General features: G+C 37.3%; 24 protein-coding genes. 7 read left to right on the top strand and 17 right to left on the bottom strand.

The features are described 5' to 3' along the window. The first annotated feature begins 45 nt into the window (after positions 1 to 45). On the top strand, positions 46 to 2,340 hold the full coding sequence (locus tag GN105_RS04490; RefSeq protein WP_155284212.1) for an NADP-dependent malic enzyme: 2,295 nt from the start codon (positions 46 to 48) through the stop codon (positions 2,338 to 2,340). Between the two features lie 66 nt (positions 2,341 to 2,406). Here the strand turns inward: GN105_RS04490 and GN105_RS04485 are convergent, their stop codons facing one another. From GN105_RS04485 to GN105_RS04475, 3 genes are read right to left on the bottom strand one after another with little or no spacing between them, the layout of a single operon-like run. After that, a complete protein-coding gene (locus GN105_RS04485; RefSeq protein ID WP_095895867.1) occupies positions 2,407 to 2,664 on the bottom strand; it encodes a DUF6952 family protein in 258 nt (85 codons plus the stop codon). Further along, the gene (locus tag GN105_RS04480) at positions 2,645 to 2,956 is read right to left on the bottom strand and encodes a thioredoxin family protein (RefSeq protein WP_155284211.1); all 312 of its coding nucleotides are present in this window, start codon (positions 2,954 to 2,956) and stop codon (positions 2,645 to 2,647) included. Before GN105_RS04480 ends, GN105_RS04485 begins: the two co-directional genes overlap by 20 nt. 2 nt (positions 2,957 to 2,958) lie before the next feature. Next, positions 2,959 to 3,594 (bottom strand): peroxiredoxin, encoded by a 636-nt coding sequence (locus GN105_RS04475; protein WP_095895863.1) that lies wholly within the window; start codon positions 3,592 to 3,594, stop codon positions 2,959 to 2,961. 174 nt (positions 3,595 to 3,768) lie between these two features. Between GN105_RS04475 and GN105_RS04470 the strand changes: the two genes are divergently transcribed. From GN105_RS04470 to GN105_RS04455, 4 genes are all read left to right on the top strand, one after another. After that, positions 3,769 to 4,356, top strand: coding sequence for a DUF502 domain-containing protein (locus GN105_RS04470; RefSeq protein ID WP_095895861.1), 588 nt, complete (start codon positions 3,769 to 3,771; stop codon positions 4,354 to 4,356). A 57-nt stretch (positions 4,357 to 4,413) separates the two neighbouring features. Further along, the gene (locus GN105_RS04465) at positions 4,414 to 5,592 is read left to right on the top strand and encodes a hypothetical protein (RefSeq protein ID WP_155284210.1); all 1,179 of its coding nucleotides are present in this window, start codon (positions 4,414 to 4,416) and stop codon (positions 5,590 to 5,592) included. 37 nt (positions 5,593 to 5,629) lie between these two features. Further along, positions 5,630 to 6,700 (top strand): trypsin-like peptidase domain-containing protein, encoded by a 1,071-nt coding sequence (locus GN105_RS04460; protein ID WP_155284209.1) that lies wholly within the window; start codon positions 5,630 to 5,632, stop codon positions 6,698 to 6,700. Between the two features lie 84 nt (positions 6,701 to 6,784). Further along, positions 6,785 to 8,659 carry a sodium:solute symporter family protein gene (locus GN105_RS04455; protein WP_155284208.1) on the top strand — a complete coding sequence of 625 codons (1,875 nt, stop codon included), beginning with the start codon at positions 6,785 to 6,787 and terminating at the stop codon, positions 8,657 to 8,659. Positions 8,660 to 8,735: 76 nt separating this feature from the next. Here the strand turns inward: GN105_RS04455 and GN105_RS04450 are convergent, their stop codons facing one another. The 14 genes from GN105_RS04450 to GN105_RS04390 form a co-directional block, all read right to left on the bottom strand. Further along, a complete protein-coding gene (locus tag GN105_RS04450) occupies positions 8,736 to 9,167 on the bottom strand; it encodes a hypothetical protein (protein WP_155284207.1) in 432 nt (143 codons plus the stop codon). Between the two features lie 223 nt (positions 9,168 to 9,390). Then, complete coding sequence (locus tag GN105_RS04445; protein ID WP_155284206.1) at positions 9,391 to 12,882, bottom strand: efflux RND transporter permease subunit; 3,492 nt, start codon at positions 12,880 to 12,882, stop codon at positions 9,391 to 9,393. A gap of 52 nt (positions 12,883 to 12,934) precedes the next feature. Then, positions 12,935 to 13,192 carry a DUF7660 family protein gene (locus tag GN105_RS04440; protein ID WP_155284205.1) on the bottom strand — a complete coding sequence of 86 codons (258 nt, stop codon included), beginning with the start codon at positions 13,190 to 13,192 and terminating at the stop codon, positions 12,935 to 12,937. Between the two features lie 367 nt (positions 13,193 to 13,559). Then, complete coding sequence (locus GN105_RS04435; RefSeq protein ID WP_155284204.1) at positions 13,560 to 14,240, bottom strand: hypothetical protein; 681 nt, start codon at positions 14,238 to 14,240, stop codon at positions 13,560 to 13,562. A 41-nt stretch (positions 14,241 to 14,281) separates the two neighbouring features. Then, on the bottom strand, positions 14,282 to 14,689 hold the full coding sequence (locus GN105_RS04430) for a hypothetical protein (protein WP_155284203.1): 408 nt from the start codon (positions 14,687 to 14,689) through the stop codon (positions 14,282 to 14,284). Positions 14,690 to 14,830: 141 nt separating this feature from the next. Next, entirely contained in the window at positions 14,831 to 16,000 is a 1,170-nt protein-coding gene (locus GN105_RS04425; protein WP_155284202.1) for an efflux RND transporter periplasmic adaptor subunit, read from the bottom strand. A 43-nt stretch (positions 16,001 to 16,043) separates the two neighbouring features. Then, positions 16,044 to 16,262, bottom strand: a complete 219-nt coding sequence (locus GN105_RS13140; protein WP_227977310.1) for a hypothetical protein — start codon at positions 16,260 to 16,262, stop codon at positions 16,044 to 16,046. 31 nt (positions 16,263 to 16,293) lie between these two features. Beyond that, positions 16,294 to 16,854 (bottom strand): BRO-N domain-containing protein, encoded by a 561-nt coding sequence (locus GN105_RS04420; protein WP_227977311.1) that lies wholly within the window; start codon positions 16,852 to 16,854, stop codon positions 16,294 to 16,296. 18 nt (positions 16,855 to 16,872) lie between these two features. Then, complete coding sequence (locus GN105_RS04415) at positions 16,873 to 17,598, bottom strand: nitroreductase family protein (protein ID WP_155284201.1); 726 nt, start codon at positions 17,596 to 17,598, stop codon at positions 16,873 to 16,875. Positions 17,599 to 17,628: 30 nt separating this feature from the next. Further along, a complete protein-coding gene (locus tag GN105_RS04410; RefSeq protein ID WP_155284200.1) occupies positions 17,629 to 18,318 on the bottom strand; it encodes an SMI1/KNR4 family protein in 690 nt (229 codons plus the stop codon). Between the two features lie 156 nt (positions 18,319 to 18,474). Next, entirely contained in the window at positions 18,475 to 18,921 is a 447-nt protein-coding gene (locus GN105_RS04405) for an SMI1/KNR4 family protein (RefSeq protein ID WP_155284199.1), read from the bottom strand. Positions 18,922 to 18,949: 28 nt separating this feature from the next. Further along, positions 18,950 to 19,645, bottom strand: coding sequence for a hypothetical protein (locus GN105_RS04400; RefSeq protein ID WP_155284198.1), 696 nt, complete (start codon positions 19,643 to 19,645; stop codon positions 18,950 to 18,952). Positions 19,646 to 19,737: 92 nt separating this feature from the next. Beyond that, a complete protein-coding gene (locus GN105_RS04395) occupies positions 19,738 to 21,087 on the bottom strand; it encodes a TolC family protein (RefSeq protein ID WP_155284197.1) in 1,350 nt (449 codons plus the stop codon). A 43-nt stretch (positions 21,088 to 21,130) separates the two neighbouring features. Continuing rightward, positions 21,131 to 21,727 carry a TetR/AcrR family transcriptional regulator gene (locus tag GN105_RS04390; protein WP_155284196.1) on the bottom strand — a complete coding sequence of 199 codons (597 nt, stop codon included), beginning with the start codon at positions 21,725 to 21,727 and terminating at the stop codon, positions 21,131 to 21,133. A 176-nt stretch (positions 21,728 to 21,903) separates the two neighbouring features. Here GN105_RS04390 and GN105_RS04385 point away from each other — a divergent pair, with 176 nt between their 5' ends. Then, positions 21,904 to 22,563, top strand: a complete 660-nt coding sequence (locus tag GN105_RS04385) for a carbonic anhydrase (RefSeq protein ID WP_155284195.1) — start codon at positions 21,904 to 21,906, stop codon at positions 22,561 to 22,563. A gap of 147 nt (positions 22,564 to 22,710) precedes the next feature. Beyond that, entirely contained in the window at positions 22,711 to 24,972 is a 2,262-nt protein-coding gene (locus GN105_RS04380; protein ID WP_155284194.1) for an inorganic phosphate transporter, read from the top strand. Positions 24,973 to 25,064 lie beyond the last annotated feature (92 nt).

Raw genomic sequence — 25,064 nt, 5'->3', positions numbered from 1 at the left:
AGGAAATCAGCGTAATTGATTTTTAAAAATTCGATAGAGAAATATATGAAAGATTCACGTAAAAAAACTGAAGCATTAGACTATCACGAATTTCCTCAACCGGGAAAAATAGCAATTATACCAACCAAAAAGCACGCATCACAGCACGATTTGTCATTGGCATATTCACCGGGCGTAGCAGAACCTTGTTTGGCAATTGCAGAGGATAAAAGCAATGTGTATAAGTACACGTCAAAAAGTAATTTGGTAGCAGTAATTTCCAACGGAACGGCTGTTTTGGGCTTGGGTGATATTGGTCCGGAAGCTTCCAAACCTGTAATGGAAGGAAAAGGATTGCTTTTCAAAATATTTGCAGATATTGATGTATTTGACATTGAGGTTGATGCAACCGATGTGGACAAATTCGTAGAAACAGTAAAAGCCATCGCTCCTACTTTTGGAGGAATTAATTTGGAAGATATAAAAGCTCCGGAAGCTTTTGAAATTGAGCGTAGATTGAAAGAAGAGTTGGATATTCCTGTAATGCACGATGACCAACACGGAACAGCCATCATTTCTGCAGCAGCACTAAAAAATGCTTTAGAAATTGTCAATAAAGACATTAAGAAAGTGAAAATAGTAGTTAGCGGAGCAGGAGCAGCAGCCATTTCTTGTACGCATATGTATATGGCTTTAGGGGCAAACCCTAAAAACATCGTAATGTGTGATAGTAAGGGAGTTATACGCAAAGATTCACCTAATTTGACTGAGCAAAAAGCTGAATTTGCAACTGACCGAGATATTTACACTTTGCAAGAGGCTATGGAAGGAGCCGATGTATTTATCGGGCTTTCAAAAGGTAACGTTGTGAGTCCCGAGATGCTTCTTTCAATGGCTAAAGATGCAATAGTTTTTGCAATGGCGAACCCAACTCCTGAAATTGATTATAATCTGGCAATAGAAACTCGTCAGGATATTATTATGGCGACAGGTCGTTCCGATTTTCCTAATCAGGTGAATAATGTGTTGGGATTCCCATTTATTTTCCGAGGAGCGTTAGATGTTCGTGCTACCAAAATCAATGAGGAAATGAAACTTGCTGCGGTTTACGCAATTGCCGATTTGGCTAAAAAAACGGTTCCTGAGCAGGTAAATCTCGTTTATGGGGCAGAAAATCTTTCTTTTGGAAGAAATTATATCATTCCGAAACCTTTTGACCCTCGGTTGATTTATGAAATTCCACCAGCGATAGCGAAAGCAGCAATTGAGTCGGGAGTAGCCCAAAAGCCGATTACCAATTGGGAGGCTTATCGAACTGAATTGATGGACAGAATTGGCAACGGAAGCAAGGAAATCAGAATGTTGCAAGACAGAGCTAAACAAAATCCTAAACGAGTGGTTTTCCCAGAGGCAGACCATCTCGAAGTGCTTAAGGCAGCACAACGTTTGCACGAGGACGGCTTGGCTATCCCTATTCTGTTAGGAAGAAAAGATATTATAAAGGAACTAAAAGAAGAAATTGGGCTTACTGCTGATTTACAGATTATTGACCCTAAAAGTGATGAAGAAAAAGCTCGCAGGGCGGAATTCAGTAGAGTTTATTGGGAGAAGTATCAACGAAAAGGAGTTATCCGCCTAACAGCTGAAAGGATGATGCGTGAACGTAACTACTTTGGGGCAATGATGGTTAATATGGGGCAAGCCGATGCTATGATTACCGGACGCACACGTGCTTATCCCACAGCCATACGTCCGATTTTGGAGTTAGTTGAAAAAGAAGAAGGCGTTGACAGAATTGCTTCAACCAGCATTATGTTTACAAAACAAGGACCTTTGTTCTTATCTGATGCCACTATTAATGTAAACCCAACTGCCGAAGATTTGGCTAATATAGCCTTAATGACAGCAAAAGCAGTGAAAATGTTTGGTATTCAGCCTTCTGTTGCGATGTTGTCATACTCCAACTTTGGCTCGGCAAGTTCCGAAAGCACTAAAAAAGTACGTGATGCGGTGGCTTATTTGCACAAAAATCATCCGGATTTGATAGTTGATGGAGAAATTCAGGCCGATTTTGCTATCAATCCTGAAAAAATGGCAAGGTCGTTCCCTTTTTCAAAATTGAATAACGGAAAAGGTGCAAACGTATTGATTTTCCCTAATTTGGAAGCGGCAAATATCACCTACAAGATTATGAAGGAAATCGAGAACTTTGAAACCGTAGGACCTATTACATTAGGATTAACCCAAGCAATTCACGTTACTACATTAGGCTCGAGCGTTGATGAAATAGTGAATTTGGCAACCCTCGCAGTGGTTGATGCTCAAGAAAGAGAATGCCGTAAAAAGCAAACGGGATGTTAGAAAAAGATAAAAGGCAAGAATTATTCAATTCTTGCCTTTCGTTTTCATAGTTAGTAAAAGAAAAAATTATTTATCTATTGAACCAACCACACGCTTCATAAAACTGTTGAGAGCTTCTTTTTGTGGAGTTCCTTGCTTAATCATTTTATCTACTTCAATGGCACCATAAAGATTTGAAAGTAGCTCTCCGATTACGTCCAATTCCTCATCTTTCAAATTTTCACACTCAATTAAATTTTCAAGCGTTTCGATGGTTTCATTTACGTAATCTTGGTCATTTTCTCCAATAAACTGCACAACGTGCTTAATTAGCGGTAATCTCATCGATAAATTGTTTTAAAGATTCTGCTTTATTTGTTTGAATTTGTCCCAACAAAGCTCCTTTTTTGAAGGCAGCAAATGTAGGCAAATTATCCACTTTGGCTAATTGCCTTGATTGCGGATTTTTTTCTGCATCCACATAAATGAATTTTGCAGAAGTATTTTCTGAAGCATATTTTTTGAATTTAGGCTTCATAATTTTACAATTTCCGCACCATCCGGCACCATATTGTACAAAAATCAAATCATCGGAAGCTATTAATTCCTGAAGATTATCTTGCGTTAATTCTTCCATAATTAGTGTGATTTTAAGTATTGAGAAACACCGTCTCTGTTGGCGTTCATTGCATCTTTTCCTTCTTCCCAATTCGCAGGGCAAACCTCACCGTGTTTTTGAACGTGAGCGTAAGCATCAACTAAGCGGAGATATTCCTTCACGTTGCGTCCTAAAGGCATATCGTTTACACTTTCGTGGAATACTTTCCCATCTTCATCAATCAAATACGTTGCACGATATGTAACATCGTCACCTTCCAAAAGATAGCTTTCAGCCACTTCGTCATAAATTTCTCTTGAATCCAAAATTCCTAAAGCACGAGCCAAATTTCGGTTTGAGTCCGCCAAAATAGGATATGTAACTCCTTCGATACCACCTTGATCTTTAGGAGTGTTTAACCAAGCGAAGTGAACTTCGGCAGTGTCGCACGAAGCACCTATGACGGTCACATTTCTTTTTTCAAACTCAGCTAAAGCTTCTTGAAAAGCGTGTAGCTCTGTTGGGCAAACGAAAGTAAAATCTTTTGGATACCAGAACAAAAGTACTTTCTTTTTGTTATTTACTGCTTCTGCATATACGTTGATTTTGAACGTATCTCCCAAATCGCTCATAGCATTAACATCAAAATTTGGGAATTTTTTACCTACTAAAGACATAATTTTATTTTTTTTTTATTCAAATTCTGGGCTAAGTTACGGATTTTATTGTGATAAGTGCCATAACTTTTATTGAAATCTTTTATAATACAATAGATTTTCTTTATTTATGTGAAGTAGGAGAAGAGTTTTGGCTCTTGCTTCTCAAATTTCGTTATCTTTGCCGAAAAAACTATGAAAATTAACAGCTTTTTTGGTGTGTTTTTACGATATTTTCTGCAAGGAATCCTGATTGTAGGACCTTTAAGCACCACAGTTTGGATTATTTGGTCTATTTTTTCAAGCATTGACAATCTTGTTCCTGATGTTTCAAAAAAATACCCCGGAGTTGTGTTTGTTGTACTCTTCTTAGGAACGACATTAATTGGCTTTATCGGGAGTAAATTCTTCTTAGGCAGGCTGTTAGTGAGTGGTTTGGATTATCTGTTGGAACGTATTCCGGGAATTAAATTCATATATTCTTCCATTAAAGATGTGCTGACTTCGTTTGTGGGTGATAACCGAAAATTTAATAATCCTGTTTGGGTAAAAGTGCAAGAGAGTCCTGAAATGTGGCGTATCGGTTTCTTGACGCAGGAAAATATGGATTTTACCAATATGGAAGGAATGGTGAGTGTTTATTTGCCTCATTCTTATGCCGTTTCCGGTTGGGTGATTGTAACTAAAGCCGAAAACATAAAACCAACTGAAGGATTATCGGCTCATAAAGCGATGGAATTTGCATTGAGTGGTGGTATGATTGGCGGTGTAAAAGGTTCTTAAACTTTTGTCATATCTGAAAAAAATATATTACTTTTGCTTTGCAAAAAATAATTTTATATGAGAAATCACGTACCAAAGTATCAAAAACCGATAAAAAGCGTGAGTGACCCTATCGTTCAGGTAGATAGCTGGCACGATGCCATTGACGCATTTGACGAAAAAGATTATGAAAAGTCATTGCGTAGTTTATTTCACTATATGAATCCTGAAGTAGCTAAAAAAATTCCTGCTACGGGTGATTTTTCAATAGAATATCCGCAAGGTTCTTCGCGAGTTATTTTCGGGCTGAAAAACGGAATATTCTTCATAGAGTCTCCTTTTGTGAAGATGACCGAAAATACGAATAAAGTAGCAATGCTACGTCACGCAAATGAATTGAATTTTAGTTTTTTAACAGTTCCTCAAATTCACTTAATTGACCAAACGCTTTGGTTCAAATTTGAAACGCCTTTGCATCTTTGTCAGCCTAATAAAATTTACGATGCTTTGCGTGAGATTTGTATGGCAACCGATGATTTTGACGATGAGTTTATTGAAAAATATGAAGCGGAACGCATACAAGAACCTGTTGTTCAGCAACTTTCAGAGGCTGAAAAAGCAGAGGCTTGGAGTCAAATTCAGGCAATTCTTGCAGAATATCGCCGTTATATGGATTATTTTGAGGAGAAGCGTTGGGATGGTAGCCAATGGGATATCCTTATGTTGAGCCTTTTCCAATTGGCAAATATGCCTTACATTCAAGGGATTTTACGCACTGATTTACAGGAATATATTCAGAATATAAAAAACAGTCGTATTGATTTTCACTTCCGTATAGACAAAGGTAAAAACTTCTTCAAGCAACTTTCTGAAAAGTCACAGGACGAAATAATGAAAGATGTATATTATACACACAATCTGATGGGATTAAAATGGCGTTCTTCCGGTAAATTCTTGCAGGAAGAAGCTCACGGATATGAAGAACAAGTGCGTAAGTATAAGAGTTCCAATGATTACTTCAATATTTGTTATTACTTGTATTATTTGTATTTGTACATTTTGTATCACTATAATTTAGACCAAGAATATCGCAGTTTTATTACGGGGACTCTTGAAAAAGCCTCTGGAGAAACCTATGAACGGGCATCTGAAATATATTTAGAAGCGTTTGAACATCTGCTGAAAGAAACTCTTCCGAAAGGATTTAACGTTAAACAAAAAAACAAGAAAGGATTCTTCGCTCGGTTGTTCGGGTAAGAGTGTTTAGTGAGCAGAATAACAAAAAATAAAGATAATGGAACAACATAAAAAATATATATACAAAGTAATCACTTCGGAAGGAACGGGAAGTGGTTTTGCCGTGAAAGGACACGATTTTTTGATAACAAATTATCACGTAGTTGAAGGCACAAAACAATTAGCAATTGAAGATCAGGAGCGTAACCGTTATTTGGGCGATGTGATAATGGTAAATCCGCAGTTGGATTTGGCTTTTGTTCGTGTTGAGGAACTTTCGCTTTCCGAGTCATCAATCACGATTGACGATAGTTTGGAAATCACAAATACGCAAAAAATTTTTATCAACGGATTTCCTTTCGGAATGCCTTTTACCATCACAGAAGGAATAATTTCTTCTACAAACCAACCGATGAATAATAGGCACTATATCCAAACAGATGCTGCGGTTAACCCCGGAAATTCAGGAGGACCAATGTTAAATCAGGCGGGTGTTTTGGTTGGTGTAACAACTTCTAAATTTAACAACGCTGATAATGTTGGTTTTGGAATTCGTTTTAATGAAATTATTAAAGAAATTAATGATTTTAATTTTTCGGATAAACTTTATCGGGTAAAATGCAATTCGTGCGACCATTTCATTGAAACTCCTACGAAATTTTGCCCACATTGCGGAAATAAAATAGATATTTCTGTTTTTGAAGAATTTGAAAAATCTCCTTTTGAAACGTTTATCGAATCGGCGATTAAGGAAATGGGAGCTAATCCTGTATTGTGTCGTGCGGGGCGTGATAGTTGGGAATTTCATCAAGGCAGTGCATTGATTCGTATGTTTGTGTATCAACGTAATTATCTGATAGTTACTTCTCCTCTGGTGAAACTTCCGAAACAGAATTTGAAAGCACTTTATGAGTATATGTTATTACACCCATATGCTCCATATCACTTTGGCGTGTCGGATAGTATTGTTTACATTTCTTATCGTGTACATATGTCGGATGTATTTTCTGATGATGCTGAAAGAATAAAAGGCTACGTTCGTGACATACCACAATTGGCTGATGATTTGGATAATATGCTTGTAGAGCAGTACGGTTGTGAGTTTTCGATTGATGCAAAGGTAAACTAATATTTAAATTGATTTTTAAGTTGAAATATAATGCAGAATTCAAAATGCATCCAGCCTCATTTTGAATTTTAATATATAAATATTATGAATATTATTGACGTTTTAATTGTTGTTCTTTACATTGTTTTGACTGTTGGTGTGGGCGTTTGGATTTCAAAACGAGCATCGAAGGGATTGGATTCTTATTTTTTAGGAGGAAATTCTATTAAATGGTATTATTTGGGGCTAAGTAACGGTTCGGGAATGTTCGATGTGGCAGGAACGGCTTGGATGGTCGGGATTTTGTTCCTCTATGGTGTGAAAAGCTTTATGTTTATGTGGATTTGGCCTATTTGGAATCAAATCTTTGTGATGGTTTTCCTCGCTGCTTGGATTCGTCGCTCCAACATAATGACGGGTTCGGAGTGGATTTTGACGCGTTTCGGGAACGATAAAGCCGGAAGAGCTTCGCACCTGATTATTGCCATTTTTGCCATTATTACTTCAATCGGATTTATTGCTTATTTTTTTGAAGGAGTTGGCAAATTTATGACCATTATTCTGCCTTGGAATATGACACTGGCTTTCGGAAATACAACAGTACTTACTTCGGAGCAAAGCTATGCCCTTATCGTTATTTTACTTACCACGATTTATACCATCAAAGGCGGAATGTTTTCAGTAGTAGCTACTGAAGTTTTGCAATACGGAATTATGGTGCTTGCCGGAATTTTGATTGCAGGATATGCTTTCTTCACCATCAGTGATGCACAAATTACTTCGATTATTCCCAAAGAATGGAAAAATATCTTTTTTGGTTGGGAGCTTACTCCATTTTGGAACGAAAAGTATCAAGCTTTCAATGATTTGATTGATACGCAAGGATATAAGATGTTCGGAGCCTTTATAGGAATGTCTCTTCTGAAAGGATTTTTCGCCAGCGTTGCAGGTCCTACGCCAAGTTACGATATGCAACGTATCCTTTCTACCCGAAATGTAAAAGAGGCTTCGTATATGAGTGGTTTTACAAATCTTATTCTTTTTATTCCCAGATATTTACTTATTGGAGGAATTGTAGTGATAGCATTGGTTCATATCGCTCCACAAATGTTAGGGGGGAGTTTGACGAATAATGATTTGGAAACTATTTTGCCAAAAGTAGTAAACTTTCATATTCCGGTGGGTATCAAAGGATTGTTGCTTGCTGGTTTATTAGCTGCGTTTATGTCCACTTTTTCGGCTTTTGTAAATTCAGGTCCTGCTTATATCGTTAATGATATTTATAAAAAATATTTCAAACCTGAGGCTTCTGTAAGGCATTACATCAATGCTTCATATTGGGCATCGTTTGGTATTGTGATTTTGGGAGTGATTATGGGCTTTTTTGCAGAGTCTATTAATTCCATTACATTGTGGATTACCAGTGCTTTGTACGGAGGCTACGTTGCTGCAAACTTTTTGAAATGGGTTTGGTGGCGATTCAACGGATGGGGATATTTCTGGGGAATGCTCGCAGGATTACTCATTGCCACACTTCAATTTATTTTAGACGGAAATAAAGATAATTTTACCGAAGGCACTTGGCTTTATGATTTAGCTCATATTCCACCAATATATTTATTTCCAATATTTTTCATATTTTCATTGATAGGTTGTTTGTTAGGGACATATTTCTCTAAACCTACGGAAATGAGCGTATTGGTAAATTTCTACAAAAATATTCGTCCGTGGGGTTGGTGGCATCCGGTTTATTTGCAGCTACGAAAAGAAGACAGTACAGCCAGCAAAAATCACAACTTTTGGAAAGATATGGTTAATTGCGTTATTGGTATTGTGTGGCAATCAAGCCAGATATTAATTCCGATTTTCCTTCTGATTCGTGATTATCCGAAAATGTGGTGGTCAATCGGGGTGTTTGTGATTACTACCTTAGTACTGAAATTTACTTGGCTTGATGTAGTCAGAAAATACAAAGATTAGCATAAGAGAATTAAAAAGGCGATGTAACACATCGCCTTTTTGTTTTGTAAATATGAGAAGATTTATTTGATAAATATTATTGATAATCTATTGGGTGTATAATATATTTAGCTAAAATTTTCTCCAATTTTTGAATGCTGTCAGGGCAAATTCCATCAAGATTGATATATTTTTTTGTGCTATCTTCTTTGATTATTTCAAGTACTTTGTTTTCAATATGAAAGTTTTTTACATCGCTGAAGTTAAAAGTCTTACCCCAAAAGTTATTTACTTTTATCATAATGCCTCTTCTGTTCCATTCCACAAAATTACGAAACCAAAACATTTTTGAGTTGTATATAAACATCATCAAGAAAGGAAAAACATTCACTATTTTTCTCCATACAGGGCTTTCAATATGCAGAAGTTCAAACAAGTTCAAAAGAAACAGAACACTCGCTATTATAATCAAGATGTTTGTAGTTATATTGCTGAAATTCTTTAAATTATAAAAACGAATCTTTTTCATAATGTTTTTAGATTTTGAGTTATGTTATTTGTTTCACAAAAATAAACTTTTTAATTTTACAAACAAAAATATTTCAAGAAAACAAGGAACAAATTACAAGAGACAAGGAACAAGTTACAAAATTTTATCCTTTTAAACTTGCCCCTTGGAATTTTGTACTTGGTACTTTATACTTTTAACTTTATCCTTGATACTTGTCTCTTGGTACTTGTCCCTCGCTTCTTTATCCTTTTCTCTCCACCAAAATCACTTTTCCGTTTTCGTCCTCTTGATACACTTTCCCAAAACGATTTGAGAATTTTGAAGTCAGGTAGAACATCACCGGAACCACAACCAACGTCAGGAAGGTAGAAAATACCAGTCCGTAAATAACTGTCCAAGCTAGTGGTCCCCAGAAGATAACGTTATCTCCTCCGAAGTAAATATTCGGGTTGAGTGAATCGAACAAAGTAAAGAAGTTGATATTAAACCCGATGGCGAGCGGTATCAGCCCCAGTACGGTAGTGATTGCCGTAAGCAAAACAGGACGCAAACGAGCTTTCCCTGCCGCTACAATCGCATCGTAAACCGATTCGTTGTTTATTTTGTCGTACACCGCCAAGCCCATTTTCTCTTTTTTACGGTCGATAAGCAGTTGTGTATAATCCAATAGCACCACTCCGTTGTTTACCACAATTCCGGCCAAGGAAATAATCCCCATCATCGTCATCAGAATCACAAACGGTTGCCCCGTGATAATCAGTCCTAAGAAAACTCCCGTGAAGCTGAGTAATATGGTAATAAAAATCAGTGTTGGTTTCACTATCGAGTTGAATTGATACACCAAAAGGAACACAATCAGCCCCACGGCGATAAGCAAAGCCGTTGAAAGGAATGCCATTTCTTTGTTTTGTTCTTCAATCTGACCAGTAAAATCAATTTTGATGTTGGCAGGAAGGTCAAAATTCTTCATTTGTCCTTGTATTTGTCGTACGATGGCTCCCGCATCATTAAATCCGGGACTTAAAGCCGAATATAAAGTTACCACACGGTCGGTTTTATTGTGTTTTATCGTGCTGAATGATGATGTGTTCTTATATTTCGTTACCGATGATATAGGCACGTGCAACCATTCTCCCGTATTGGCATCTCTGAAAATGATGTGTTGGTCAAATAAAACATTAGGGTTATGGCGGTCGGCTTGATTAAAACGCACGTAGATGTCATAATCGTCGCCTTTTTCTTTGTAAACGCCTGCTTTTTCTCCAAATACTGAACGACGTAATTGATTGGAAATCTGTCCTACGGAAACACCCAATTCGCCTGCTTTTACGCGGTCTATTTCTACTTCTATGGCGGGTTTGTTTTTATTTACATCGATTTTCAGCTCATCAATCCCTGCGATGTTTTTCTGACTGATAAAATCACGCATACGCTCGGCGGTGGTGATGAGTTCACCGTAATCCTCGCCCCGAAGCTCGATGTTTATCGGATGCCCCGCTGGTGGTCCGTTTTGGTCTTTCTCCACAGAGATAGAAACCCCTGGGTACACGCCTCGCAAATCGGATTGGATTTTTGCCCGAAGCTCTTCCGAGTCCTGCCCACGGCGGTATTTAAATTCCCTGAGCGTTACGGTAATCTTCCCGCGATTGGGCATCTCTGCCGCAGAGGCTCCGTCCGTGTACGGGTTGCCTGCCCCCTCTCCCACCTGAGCTACTGCCGATTCTACCATAAAGTTATAATCTCCGTCTTTGTATTGCTCGCTATTTAAGATGGCGTACATTCGTTTTTCAATGTCTTGGGTTACTGCATTGGTCTTTTCGATGTCCGTTCCTTCGGGGTATTCGATGTACACAATGATTTGATTGGGCTTATTATCAGGGAAGAAGTTAATACTGGTGCGTCCCGTGCCTACCGACCAACCGAACAACACAAATGACAACACCAACAAAGCAAAAGTAGAAACTACTAACAAATACGGATTCTTCCCGCGAAGAGTAAAACGAAGGGTTTTCTCATACATATCCTCCATTCGCGTAAGTACCTTCTGTTGGAAACTATCGGCAAGCCCTTTGATAATATATTTGTATGCCCATAATAAAATAATGGTAAAGTAAAGCACCGTTCCTAAGCCTCGCACCGCTCCCCCAACCAATAGCATAAACGTACCGATGGCGAAGAGTAATATACTTGTCTTTACCAGCTGTTTTACGCTGAGGACTTTCTCTTTAATGTCCATAAACTCGGAAACTAACATCGAGTTGAAGAATATTGCCACGAAGAGCGACGACCCCAACACGATGGAGAGCGTCAGCGGGAAGTACACCATAAAGTCCCCCATCACGCCCGGCCACATTCCTAAGGGCAAGAAGGCTCCCACCGTGGTCAGCGTTGAAATAATGATAGGCACGGCTACCTCCCCGATGCCTGCCTTCGCTGCTTCGTATCGGCTCATTCCTTCTTTTTCCATCAATCTAAATACATTCTCAACGACCACGATGCCATTATCCACGAGCATTCCCAACCCCATAATGAGACCGAAAAGAATCATCGTGTTAAGCGTATATCCCAAAGCGTTGATTATCATAAAGGACATAAACATTGACATCGGAATGGCAAAGCCCACAAAAAGTGCGTTGCGGAAGCCCAAAAAGAACATCAACACGCCCACGACCAAGATGACCCCGAAGATTACGTTGTTACTCAAATCACTTACCATATTTTCGGTCTGTTGCGATTGGTCGTTGGCGATGGTTATCGATAGGTCTTTGGGGAAATCACTTCGCATTTCCGCTACCAAATCCTTGATTTTCTCACTTGCCTGAATCATATTCTCTCCCGAACGCTTTTTCACGTCCAGCATTACCACTCCCTGACCAAATTCGCGAGCGTAGGTGGTTCTGTCCTTATCACGGAACGATACTTGGGCAATATCTCCCAAAAGAACGATGCCTTTATCCGATTTTACAACGAAGTTTTTCAAATCCTCAGGCTTTTCTATCTCTCCCACCAAGCGTATGGTACGTCTTTGCCCAGAGGAAATGAGATTCCCCGCAGACATTGTTACGTTCCCCCTTCCGATGGCGTTTATCACATCGTCAATACTCACTCGCGAAGCCATCATTTTGTACATATCAATGGCTACTTCCACTTCTTTTTCCTGTGCCCCGCGTATGGTTGCCTCTTTTATCTCTGGCAAACTCTCGATTTTCTTCTGCATCTGCTCGGCAAACTCTTTGAGCTTGGCGGTGGGGTAATTTCCTGCAATGTTTACGTTCAAAATCGGGATAAACTCCGAAATAGTAATGTCGAACACATTAGGTTCCACCTTTGCCCCGTTAAATGTAGGCCAGTCCTCGCTTGAAACTTCTTTGTCCACCTCATCTTTTACCTTTTGCAAGGCACTTTCAATGGTGATTTTCTCCGTAAACTCAAGGGTTATCATTCCATAGTCCTCTTGCGAAGATGATTCTATCTTTTTTACGTGACTTATTCCTTTGAGTTTGTCTTCCAAAGGGTCGATGATAAGTCTTTCAATGTCTTCGGCGGTATTCCCGGGATAGACAACGCTTATATAAATCTTTGTGTCCTTAATTTCAGGGAAGCTTTCGCGTGGCATACCCATATACGCCAACGTTCCGGCAAGGAAAAAGATAAAAATCATCACGTAAATGGTGAATTTGTTGTCGATTGCCCAAGATGACATCTTGAACTCTTTATCTTTAATGTTACTCATAATAAAATATTGGGTTTATTTTTAAAAAATAGTATTTCTTGTGGTTATTTTTCTATTCATATAGCATTGCTCCTTTAAAAATATCGGCAAAAATGCCCCAATTAGGAACATTTGCATCAATATTTTGATTGGTATTGCTATAATATTGCTGAATATCTTCCGTATATCGACTTAAAGCGTCCAGAAAGTCAGGTAAAGTTGTATTCTCCCAATCTTCCGGAGCGTGTTCAAGATTATTTTTTAGCATCTCTAAGAATTTTACAAAATCCTGACGAGTATTAACTTTCATTTGATGGATGTTTGTATGCATATCTTATGTCTGTTTTTGAATTATTCGTATTATTATGTGTTGTTCTTTGATAAAAATATCTTGCTTTTGTATTTTTACTAATCCCTCTCGTAATTATATGACTTTTTTTGTGCGATTTATGCTTGTTTTTGTATTATTCTTGGTTGTTTTTGCAATTTTACTGCTTGTACTTGCATTATTTTTCATTGCAATTCTATTTTTATTGATTGAATTTATATTTTTATAGGTTTCTCTTGTGTATTTTACAAATGTTTTTGAATGTTTATTGCTTTATTAGATAAAAAAATACGCCTACATTGAATTTTTTATAAATGTGTTTGTAATGCCTTATCTTTAATTCATTGTTTTTTAAGTGTATGTTGCTAATTTACATATCACTTGACGTAAAAAGTATCATTCTGTTGTCATTTATCACGAAGTTATAACCTTTTTGCCATAAGTTAAAGTATGGTTTTAGAAAGTCGGAGCTTGGCTTATCGGTGAAACTTGGATATTGCAAGTATGCGGATAAAAAATAATCGCAGCTTATGGAATAATACGCCTCTCTTAATATGGAAATAAGGCTGTCATAATCCGTATTGTCAATCATCCAATCCGAAAACAGTTCGCATAGATAACTATACTTGTCGTCATCAAAGTTTTGCTCTGTTTCTTTGGAAATTTCTATCTCCTTAATGTCTGCTAAGTATTGTTGTAAGGTTTCGTCTTCCAGAAATGAAGCAAAATCAGTCAATTCTTTTAAAAATTGCTTTCCGATAGCTTTTATTTCGCTTTCTTCTCCCTTTTTATCCGGTACAAAGTAGCCCGGAGAAACATTTTTATCAAAAGATTGAAGTACCTCCTCTTCCGTAGCTTTGAAAATAGGTTTTAGACGTTCGCAGAGTGCTTGCCCGTTGGGTACAGGCTCAAAAACTTTGTCGATGTTCTCTCCGTAGGGCATAAAACATTGAAAATATGCGTAGAATTCATCTTCCAACATATCACTATCTGTATCTATTTCCTCTCCGATAAGTCGCCCGAGGTATTCTGCGTATTCTTTCTGTGTCATATCTTTTCTTTTTTGCTTGTTAATAGATGAATTTAGTTGTGTTAATAATTATATGTAATTGCTTTGCAATCGCTTAACATTGCTTTTTCTCCTGTTGAAATTACAAGTGTATTATTTTGGATTTCAGCAAATGCAAAACCTCTTTTTTGCCAGTCTTTTCGGATTGTTTCCGTGATTTTTTCCTTTCCGGCTGTACCTTTGAAAGATATTCCACAGAATTTTCGTCCGTTGGGTAATGTTATTTCACAGTTGGAAGATAAAACACAGCAGTCCAACGTTTCCAAGTCTTTGATGTTGAGTATTTCATCGAAGGAATCTTCAAAATCAGTCATATTTTTCTCTATATACAGGAAGCCTCTCTCCGGATTTTGATTGGGGTGATTTCCTGCGATGTCGATAATGTTATTTATCTCAACGATTGAAAATTTTTTAGGTTTTCTTTTTGTCATAAATGAGTTGTTTTATGATGAATTTGCTGTATTTTATCTTCTTTTGTGAATAAAAATCATTATATCTTGCCTGTTATTGCAAGTTTTTGATAGGTTTTTCTTTTTCTTTCCTTTGTAAGAATCCTCAAGATGGCAATAAGGTTAGAAAATGGTTACGTGTTGTCCTTCTTGCACGCTTCTTGCACCTTCTTTAATGATTTTGTCGCCTTTTTTTACTCCTGAAAGGATTTCCGTAAAGCCGTTTTGTGTTTTTCCGGTGGTGATGACCACACGCTCGGCAACGTACTGATTTTCCGTATTGGTGTTTTTGGCAAGAAATACATATTGCTCGCCTTTAGCATTCTCCGAAATAATGTCAAGCGGTAACAAAACGGCTGCTTTGCTTTGATAATCATTTACTTGCAAACGTGCCGTCATATTGGGTTTGATGGCGTTGTTTTTGTTGGGTAAACGGATTTCAATTCTGAACGAACGATTTGACGGATTGATAAAATTAGAAACTTGACTTACTTTTGTGTCGAATTGTTCGCCCAAAACGGAAATATCCACCTTCGCTTGTGTTCCTCTTTTTATGTGGGAAGCGTATTGTTCCGGCACGTCCGATTCCAAATACATATCCGACAAATTCACCAACCGAAGCACGGGCATTCCGGGAGCTACCACCGTACCTACATCGGTTATCACATCGTCAATTACTCCCGAAAACGGAGCGTAGATATTGGCTTTGGCAACTTGTTTTTGCATCTGTTCCACAGCACTTTGTTGCGTTTCGTAAGCTGATTTGGCTTGTAAAAACTGAATTTCCGACCCGATTTTGTTTTCCCACAATCGCGATTGGCGTTCAAAGGTAGTTTTTGCTAATTCGGCTTGGATTTTCAGTTGTGCCAATTGTTGGGAAATTCCGCCATCTTGAATTGATGCCAAAAGTTGTCCTTTTTGCACATTTTGTCCTTTTTGCACGTATATTTTCTCCAAAACACCGCCAAATTCGGCATTTAATGTGATGTTTTGATTGGTTTTTACCGTGCCTTGCAACTCCAAAAAGTGGTTAAAAAGCGTGTCTTTTACTTCCAAAAGCGACACCAACACTTGAGCTGAATTTTCTTCGGGAAATTTACTCAGCGAAGCATCAAGCGAGGTGATTTGTGTTTCGAGTTCTTTTATGCGGGCAGAAATTTCGTCTCTTTTCTGACGGATTTCTTCTTTTGAACCTTTGGCGATGACTTCTTCCACCGATGGGTTTTTGTTTTCTCCGCACGATGCCAAAAGCACTAAAGCGGAAGCAATAAACTGAATTTTAATGTATTTCATTGTAACTGATTTTATTTGTTGTTTGATTTTTATTTTTTTACTTCTATTCTTTTTTCTTATCTAACATTTTTTTGGCACTTGCGGAAGAAACTACTTTTTTGCCTGTTCGGGCTTCGAGTTCTTCACGGGCGACTTTGGCTACGTTACCTCCTTGTTTGGCTACAGTCATATTTTGCTCAAAGGTTTCGGGTTGTGTAACTTGCGAAATGTCTTTTGTAGAGGCTTCGGCTAACATATTTAAAATAAGCTCCGTGTTGGTCATATTATCTCGCAAATTTTCTTTTTTCAGTCCTTTAAGAATTGGTGGTTTTGCCTGACCAAGCTTTGGTAATAATATCGGTTAAGGCAGCAAATTGTTGTCCTTCTTTCACGCCTCGTTTTTTCCATTCATTGGTGAGTTCTTTACGAATTTCGATACTTTTGAGCCTTTGGTTAATCCAACTTTCGGAATATCCAAGTTTGAGATATTGTTGCAAGGCTCGGTCTATGGAAATTTCGGGGTCTTGCATTTCGTCCAAACGTTCACTCCCCACCTGAGCCAACCATAGTTTAAATGGCTCAGCCTTAGGCGACGGCACAGATTGAATAAGCCTTAGTAATTGTTCAGTGTCAGCAACGTCGGTTTTGTAATATTTTCCGTCAGAAGAAAGCATTTTCAGTTGTCCGATTTTTTCGGACAACTCACTTCCCTCCTTTTTAAGTTTAGCTTTTAAGTCGCTCCAATACTTTCGAGGTCTGTCAGTTCCCGTTAAAACCTCAATCACATCAACGATGGAAAACCACCATTTCTCTTGTTGTTCGTCCCACTGCGAACGGACTTTTTTCTGCTCGAATATTTTTATGTTATTTTCCATATTTTTACAACCAATCTTTTACACGTGACGATATACGTCTTCAAACGGAACGCGGAATCGTTCGCCCCAAATACCTCCTTCTTTTCGGATGCCACAACAGATAATCATATTAATTTCTACATCGGAAGGAAGTTTTAAGGCTTTCTTTACCAATTTGCTGTCAAAACCCTCTAACGGACAGGTATCGTATTGTTTTTCAGCCATTGCTATCATAAAAGTTTGTGCTGCCAATGCACAACTTTTATGAATTACGGTTCGTACTTCGGCTTCGGATACTTGCCTTACTATCGGGCGAAATAACCCAATGCTCAGCATCATTATTTTGCGTATCGCACCCAATAAACCGAAACACCTGCTGTACAAAAAAGGCATCAATTTACCGTAGTAAGTTTCGCGGTCTTTTATTCTTTTGGCTTGCCTTTCCGAAGGGCTGTTGCGTTGCACATTTCCCTTTTCAAACTCTAAAACGGCTTTGGCTCTTTGGCGATGTAAATCCTGTCGAGTTACGAAAACCACCATTTGCTGAGCAGTTTTCGCCGCACTTTGCGACAAACAAGCTACTGCTAATTCTTCCAAAACGGCTTTATCCGTAATGTGATATGCCTCCCACAACTGCATATTGGAACTTGTGGGAGCGAGTTGTGCCAATTCCAAACATTCACGCACTTTTTCCGTTTGAATGGGTTTAGTTTCGTCATACAAACGCACCGCACGACGGTAATTTAATATTTCTTTTAAGTTCATAATTTTTTGTTTCATTATTGGGTTAATATATCAATTTTGTTCCAATTTATACTTCGGATTATTGCCAAACTCCAAAATTGGGTAGTAGGCTTGTAAATATTTCATTTTGTCTTGAGGATAGGATTTTAAGTGAATTTGCCTATCGAGCCAATTTTCATAAAATGTAATAATATCCACATTCATAGCGTAATATCCTGTAAGATTGATACAGCCACAATCCACCCAAATTTCTCCTTTCTTTTTTCCATTTATAACCAAACGAAAGAAATCACCACAGCCGTATTCACAAATGGGAATAGTTCCGTTTAGATTGTCGGTACTACTATATTTGTTTATCAGATTGGCAAAATCATTGTCTGTTTCCATTCGCTTTTCGATATCGTCATAAGTTGTATTTTCTCCAAAATTAATAACATCTTCAAAATCAAAATCATTTATATAGGGAAATGACTCATTAAGTGTGATTTGCCATTCCTCATTCATTTTCAAAGCCTCTTGCAAAGAATAAAAACCATAATAGGGAGCTTTTTGGTGCAGTTGATGTGATTGACAGCCGTTTTGAATTTCAGTTAGGAAATTGACATAACTTTCTGGGAGTTTCAACTGTAATTTTGCTTCAATTTCACGAATTTCAACTAAAGAAAGCGTACTATTTGGGGTAATGCCCAATGATACCATCTTTTGTAAAACTCGTTTGATTTGATTGTTATTTTTTACCATAATTAAAAAAATTATAATTTTGGATTTTTACAACAATTTTTCTAATTCTTCTTTTTAGGAAGATATAATTGTTTTTTTGGTGCCTATAAGTAGTTAATTACTAATGTCTTAAACTTCCGTAGGTTGCTGATGCGATGATTTATAATAGATATTGAATTATTGATTTAGATGATACGGATAGGGTTCGTCTTTAAATAAAGCGAAAAACTTTTCGATATTATCGGCAATTACTCGCCAACGCAAATCTCTGTCGTCCCAAAAAATGATTCTCGGTTCATTTTCATTTTTATTAAAATCCATACAAAACTGACAACCCGCACCGTCCATTCCGAAGGTTAAAATCTTCGAAAAATCAGTGAGGTAACCCAAATCATATTCATTTACCTTTTCGTAATCTGCATAATCTTCGGCTTCCTCTAACGGAAAATGTTTGGGCAATTCTTGGCTTTCTTCAAGAATTTCTTCTTTTGTTTCATAAAAAATATTCAGTTCGGTGTCCAGTTCAAAGCCGTATTGGTCTTTTTGTGCCGAATTTGTGTTATCTTGATGTTCAGAAATTAACTCAAAGTAATTTTTCGGGATTTTTAATTTTTTCTGATTCATAATTTTTGTTTTTTAAAATTTATTATAATTACGATAGATTTTTTTGCCAAATTTCAAGTTCATTATCCAGCCGAATAACCTTTATATCCAATTTTTTGTATTCTTTTTGAATGTTTTCAATTTGTTTTTGGTTCAACACATTAAAAGCGTACATTTTTTTCATTTTCCCGTTTGGTATTTCGCCAATTTGCTCTTCCCAAATCTCTTCTTCCTTAGGAATATAAGAGGTGGAACTCCAGAAACTTTCTTTTGTTATCCATTCTCCCCAAGTTAGGTTTTTGTCAGCAAGATAGCCGTAAGCGTAATCAATTCGGGCAATGGGCAAATAGGCTTCGATGATTTTTTTAGCTTTTTCGTGGTCAAAACTATCATTAGCTTTCCAGAAAAACTCAATATCCAACCGAGAAAAGTTATACGACTGTATCCACAGATTGAATTGCGACCTATAACTGTAATCATCTTTGTGTGAAGCACTGATTCCGAACAAATTTTTATATCCTTTTTTATCAATTTTCTTCCAAAAAGTGGTTTGTTTTACCAGCGGGTCGCCTTTTGAAATGCCGTAGCCCGAACCGTTAATGTCCATTCGCAGGTCTGTCTGCTCAAAAATATCTTCCCCAATGGTAATGAGCGTTTTTACCAAAGCCTCTTTTTCGGTTTCGGTGTAATCTTCTTTGTTGATATTGGCGTAAATGCGTAGGTAATTTTGCGTTTTTTTGTTCATCTTTTTCTCTTTGATCTTGAGTGCTTTAAAAAAACATTTGTTATTTTTTGCTGACAAACAAGGTTTTAGCATTTTGCAAATTTTCAATCTTTTTAGTTTTTTTGATTAGTCTGCAACGACTTTAAAACTTCTTTCTTATTCAACACATTAACCATCGATTGTAGAAATTCTTGTTGGGCGGTGTAGAGTTGCAATTGGGCTTGTCGCAGTTCAAAACTTGTTGCCAAACCTTCGGTGTATTTGATTTGATTTTTGCTTTCGATACGTTTTGCCAAGTCCAAATTCTCTCGTAATGTATGATGTTCTTCAATGGCAAACTGCAAGTCGCTCAATGCTTTATCGTGCTGCATTTGCAATTGTTGTTTTGCCAAATTCAAATCGTTTTTTGATTTTTCCAATTCTATTTTCGAGCGTTGCACCTTACTTGAACGCATCCACGAACTGAAAATCGGGATTTCCAAACTCACTCCAAAAAGTGCACTGCCAAACCATCTTTTGTTTGTGTCGAAAAATGAAAATTTGTTGTCAAAAGCGTTGTAACTTCCGTTTAGAAAGGCACTCAAAGTAGGCAACGACTGACTTTTTTCGTACTTTACGAGCAATTCCTGCGAGCGAACACCATTGGAAGCAATTTTAAAATCAATGTTCGATTCTAAATTAAAATCATTCTGATTTTCAATGCTTTCAATTACCGTTTGTGTGGTGAGTTGCTCCAAATTATCTTTCAATTCCACGCGGTCGTCCAAATTCAAACCCAAAGTGATGTTAAGCATCTTTTTGGAAAGTTCGTACAAACGCTTGGTATTGTTGAGGTTATTGTTGATATTGGCAAGGGTGATTTGAAGTTGTTCTACGTTTTCCTCTTCGCCCAATCCGTTTTTGAAAATGGCTTTAGTTTCATTCAGATTTTTTTCCAAAACGCTTTTGTTTTCTTCCAAAATACGGATGCTTTCTTCGGAAAGCAGCACATTGGCGTAAGCATCAACAACGGCTTTTCTCAGCTCGATGTCGCTTTTCTGTTTGGAAAGTTCCGAAATTTGCAAATACACCTTGGCACTTTGCAATCCTACCAAATAAGCACCGTTGAAAATCAATTGCGAAAGCGTTGCCGAGGCGTTTACGTTTTGCTTGGTTCCGAAAGTAGCTTCGGCAAAGTCGCCTTTTTTTCCTCCGAAAAATTCTGCAGGAATAAGCGTAACTTGCTGTTTTAAAAAATGTTGATAATCTACTTTGGCATTGATTTGAGGCAATCCGGTGGCGGTGGCTTCCCATTTCTTTTTGCGAGCGGCTTCAACGTCGGCTGCCGCATTTTTTGATTTTAAATTGTTTTCAATGGCAAAGGAAATGGCTTCTTCCAATGAAAATTGATAGGTTTGAGTTTCTTGCGAAAATCCTGATAATCCGCAGAATATCAGTAAAATAAAAATAAATTTATGATTCATTGTATTTATTCTAAATTTTTAATTCTTTTCAGTTTTTTGATTTTTAATCTTTTCTTAAAATTTCTTCTAATACAGCAACACCTTTTGGAGTGGCGATACCTCGTATATGGTGTTCCAAATAAGTGGCAACGATTGTATTTTCATCATAATCACTGAAAAATAGCAAGTTATTGCCCGATTCAATCATTATATGTAAATACAGACGCATTGTGAAATCCAAATTGATGTTCTCACGATATAGTCCGAGTTTAATCCCCGTTTTGAGGTTCTGTAAAATTAATCCGCCAACCTCTTGCAACTGTTTGTTTTGTAATTCTTTATAAATTTTCGGATAGTATTTTTGCAATTGTTTCTGTGGTGAATTGTTTACAATTACTGGCTGACACGAAAAGAATCGCTCGGCTTCGTAAAGTTGCTCTATGGGATTCTGTTCGCTCGACATAATTGTTTTGGCTTGGTCGTTGAGTTCGGCACTAACGTACAACACAACGGTTCGGATAAGGTCGGTTTTATCTTTAAAATGTTGATAGAGTGTTTTTTTGGAAACACCTGCTTTTCGGGCAATATCGTCCATCGTAACAGACTTGATTCCCAAATCAATCAACAGATTTCGAGCAGTAATTATAAGTTGTTCTTTCATCGGTTTTCAGCTTGATTGCAAAAATACTCAGGAAACTCAAAAAACCAAATAAGTTTCCTTGTTTTTATAATTTATTTAACTATTGAGTTTGTAAAGAAAATTGATTTTTCATAGAAACAACATCCGTTTTTGATTTGTTTTCTTACCTTTGTCGCTGAATTTTCTACAAAAAGTTTATGCCTACGTACGAAAGTATTTTTGAGAACAACAGAAAATGGGTAGCAAAAAAGAAGGGAGAAAATGTTGATTTTTTTAAAGAATTGGCAAAAACTCAAAATCCGGATTTTTTGTATATCGGATGTTCGGATAGTCGTGTAACTGCCGAAGAATTAATGGGTTTAGGTCCCGGAGAGGTTTTTGTACATCGCAACATTGCCAATGTAGTAAACACTTTGGATATGAGTTCAACGGCTGTAATTCAGTATGCTGTGGAGCATTTGCAGGTAAAACACATCATTGTTTGTGGGCATTATGGTTGTGGAGGAGTAAAAGCAGCAATGCAATCAAAAGATTTCGGATTGCTAAATCCTTGGCTTAGAACCATTCGTGATGTATATCGTTTACATCAAACGGAATTGGATAGCATTCAAGATGAAGAGCTTCGTTACCAACGTTTGGTAGAAATAAATGTTTTGGAACAGTGCTTAAATGTCATCAAAATGGCTTGTGTGCAGGAGAGTTATCTTGAAAACAGATTTCCTACAGTTCACGGTTGGGTTTTTGATTTGAAAACCGGACGACTGATTGATTTGAATATTAACTTTGAAGAAGTTTTAAGTGAAGTTCAAAAAATTTATAATTTAACCGGGCAAGAAAAATGTAGGGATAGAAGATAGTTTCTTTTATTTTTATGAAAGAATGATATTTTACATCCTTGAAAAAGAGTTTTAATTAAAATAAAAATAATAAAAAACGACAATTATTAACGATTTGGTAACACGCATCGTTTTCGATTGACGGATATTTGCCCAAAAAGATTTGGTATGGAACAAGTGTACATCTTTATGCTATTCGTGTTTTTCGTCCTTGCTGTTGTAGACTTAACAGTGGGGGTGAGTAACGATGCAGTGAATTTTTTAAACTCGGCGGTAGGTTCAAAAGTAGCTACATTGCGAACTATTATGATTATAGCGAGCATTGGTGTGGCTTTCGGAGCTATTTTTTCCAGTGGAATGATGGAAATCGCCCGAAAGGGAATTTTTAATCCAACGGAATTCTACTTTGATGAGGTGATGGTCATTTTTATGGCGGTTATGCTCGCCGATATATTACTGCTTGACCTTTTCAATACTTTGGGATTGCCTACATCAACTACTGTTTCCATTGTGTTTGAGCTACTTGGAGCAGCAGTTTGCTTGGCTATCATCAAAATAAGTGCCAATAAAGAGCCTCTTTCAACACTCGGGCAATATATCAACACCAAGGAAGCTACCAAAATAGTAACAGGAATCTTTACCTCTATCGTAATTGCCTTTACTGTGGGTACCATAGTGCAGTACTTGGCACGTTTGGTTTTTTCTTTCCGCTATGAGAAAAGCATCAGATATGTGGGAGGTGTTTTTGGAGGTGTTGCTCTGACTGCACTTACGTATTTTATAATATTCAAAGGATTGAAGGGAATAGCCTTCATTTCAAAGGAAACAATAGCTTGGATGGATACGAATATTTTTTACATCTTAGGCGGATGTTTCGTATTTTATTCGGCACTTTCACACATTTTAATTCAACTGAGGGTCAATATATTCCGAATTGTAATTTTGAGTGGTACGTTTGCATTGGCTATGGCTTTTGCAGGAAACGACTTGGTTAATTTCATTGGGGTTCCTGTGGCTGCTTGGCAATCTTTTGTGCTTTGGCAATCATCAGGTTCGGAGCACGACAGCTTCTTGATGTCGGGGCTGAGTGAAGGAATGACGGCACCAACGGCTTTGCTGCTCTTGGCTGGAGCGATAATGGTACTAACGCTTTGGTTCTCAAAAAAGGCACGCAATGTAATGGAAACAGAAGTAAGCCTTTCACACCAAAACGATGGAGAAGGAGAAGAAAAATTTGCTTCAAATATGCTTTCCCGGCTCATTGTAAGAATTACGGTTTTTATCTCTTATGTAGTTAATGCTGTCATACCCAAATCATTAAGCCAAAAGATAGACAGTCGTTTTGAAAAACCCGAACACAATCCTGCCATTAGTAAGGAAGATTTACCTGCCTTTGATTTGGTTCGTGCAGCAATGAATCTTGTTGTTTCAAGTAGCTTGATAGCTATGGGGACTTCTTTAAAGTTACCGCTATCAACTACTTACGTTACGTTTATGGTGGCAATGGGTTCGTCATTAGCCGATAGGGCTTGGGGTAGAGACAGTGCTGTTTACCGTGTGGCCGGAGTAATCAGAGTTGTGGGAGGATGGTTTATGACGGCAATAGTAGCTTTCTTTGGGGCATTCATTGTTGCAGGTGCTCTCTATTATGGAGAAGTTATAGGTCTGATTTCGCTGATTTCTTTTGTAGGGTTTCTTTTATTCCGAAGTGCTGTGAGCTACAAAAAAAGACAAAAAGAAAAAGAAGCAAGCAGAAAACCTATGTTTGAACAGGCTGATTTGGCTACCATTAGCGGAGTTATCAAAGAAAGTTCAAATTACATAGCAAACACAATTTCGAAAATAGAAACCGTTTATAGTGAGGTTGTTACAAATTTAGGAACACAGGATTTAGGTAATTTGACCAAAGATAAAAAAACAACCAAAAAATTAGAAAAAGAGCTTGATGGATTGAAAGGAAATGTGTTCTACTTTATTAAATCATTGAATGATAGCTCGGTAGCTTCAAGTAAATTCTATATAATGATTCTGGATAACTTGCAAGATATGGCACAATCATTGCACGCCATTACCACGCACAGTTACGAACACGTTAATAATAATCATAAAAATTTGAAGTTTAATCAATTAAGGGATTTGAAGTGGATTTCTGAAAGTCTTGAAAATTTATTGGAAAATGAGGTGAAACTTTTCAAAGGAGAGAATTATGCAAATCTGAATCAAATTCTGCAAGATGGTATGGTTTTGAAGAAAGATGTTTCAAGAATGGTACAAAAGCAAATTGACAGAATCAGAACATCCGAAACAAGCCCGAAAAATACTAAGCTATATTTTAACTTGTTACTCGAAACCAATGCGTTAGTGCGTGCCAATAATAATCTCTTATTGCAGTTTAAAGAATTTCAAGAAGAACAGAAAAAATTAAAGTAAGAGAATAGCAAAACAACAAAAATGAGCTCCGCATTTTGTACAGAAATGCGGAGTTTATGTTTTTTTAAGATTAATTCTTTGTTTTCTCTGCG

It is taken from the genome of Capnocytophaga felis, from assembly GCF_009684755.1.
Classification (GTDB): Bacteria; Bacteroidota; Bacteroidia; order Flavobacteriales; family Flavobacteriaceae; genus Capnocytophaga; species Capnocytophaga felis.
This window is presented reverse-complemented; position numbering and strand designations above follow the sequence as displayed.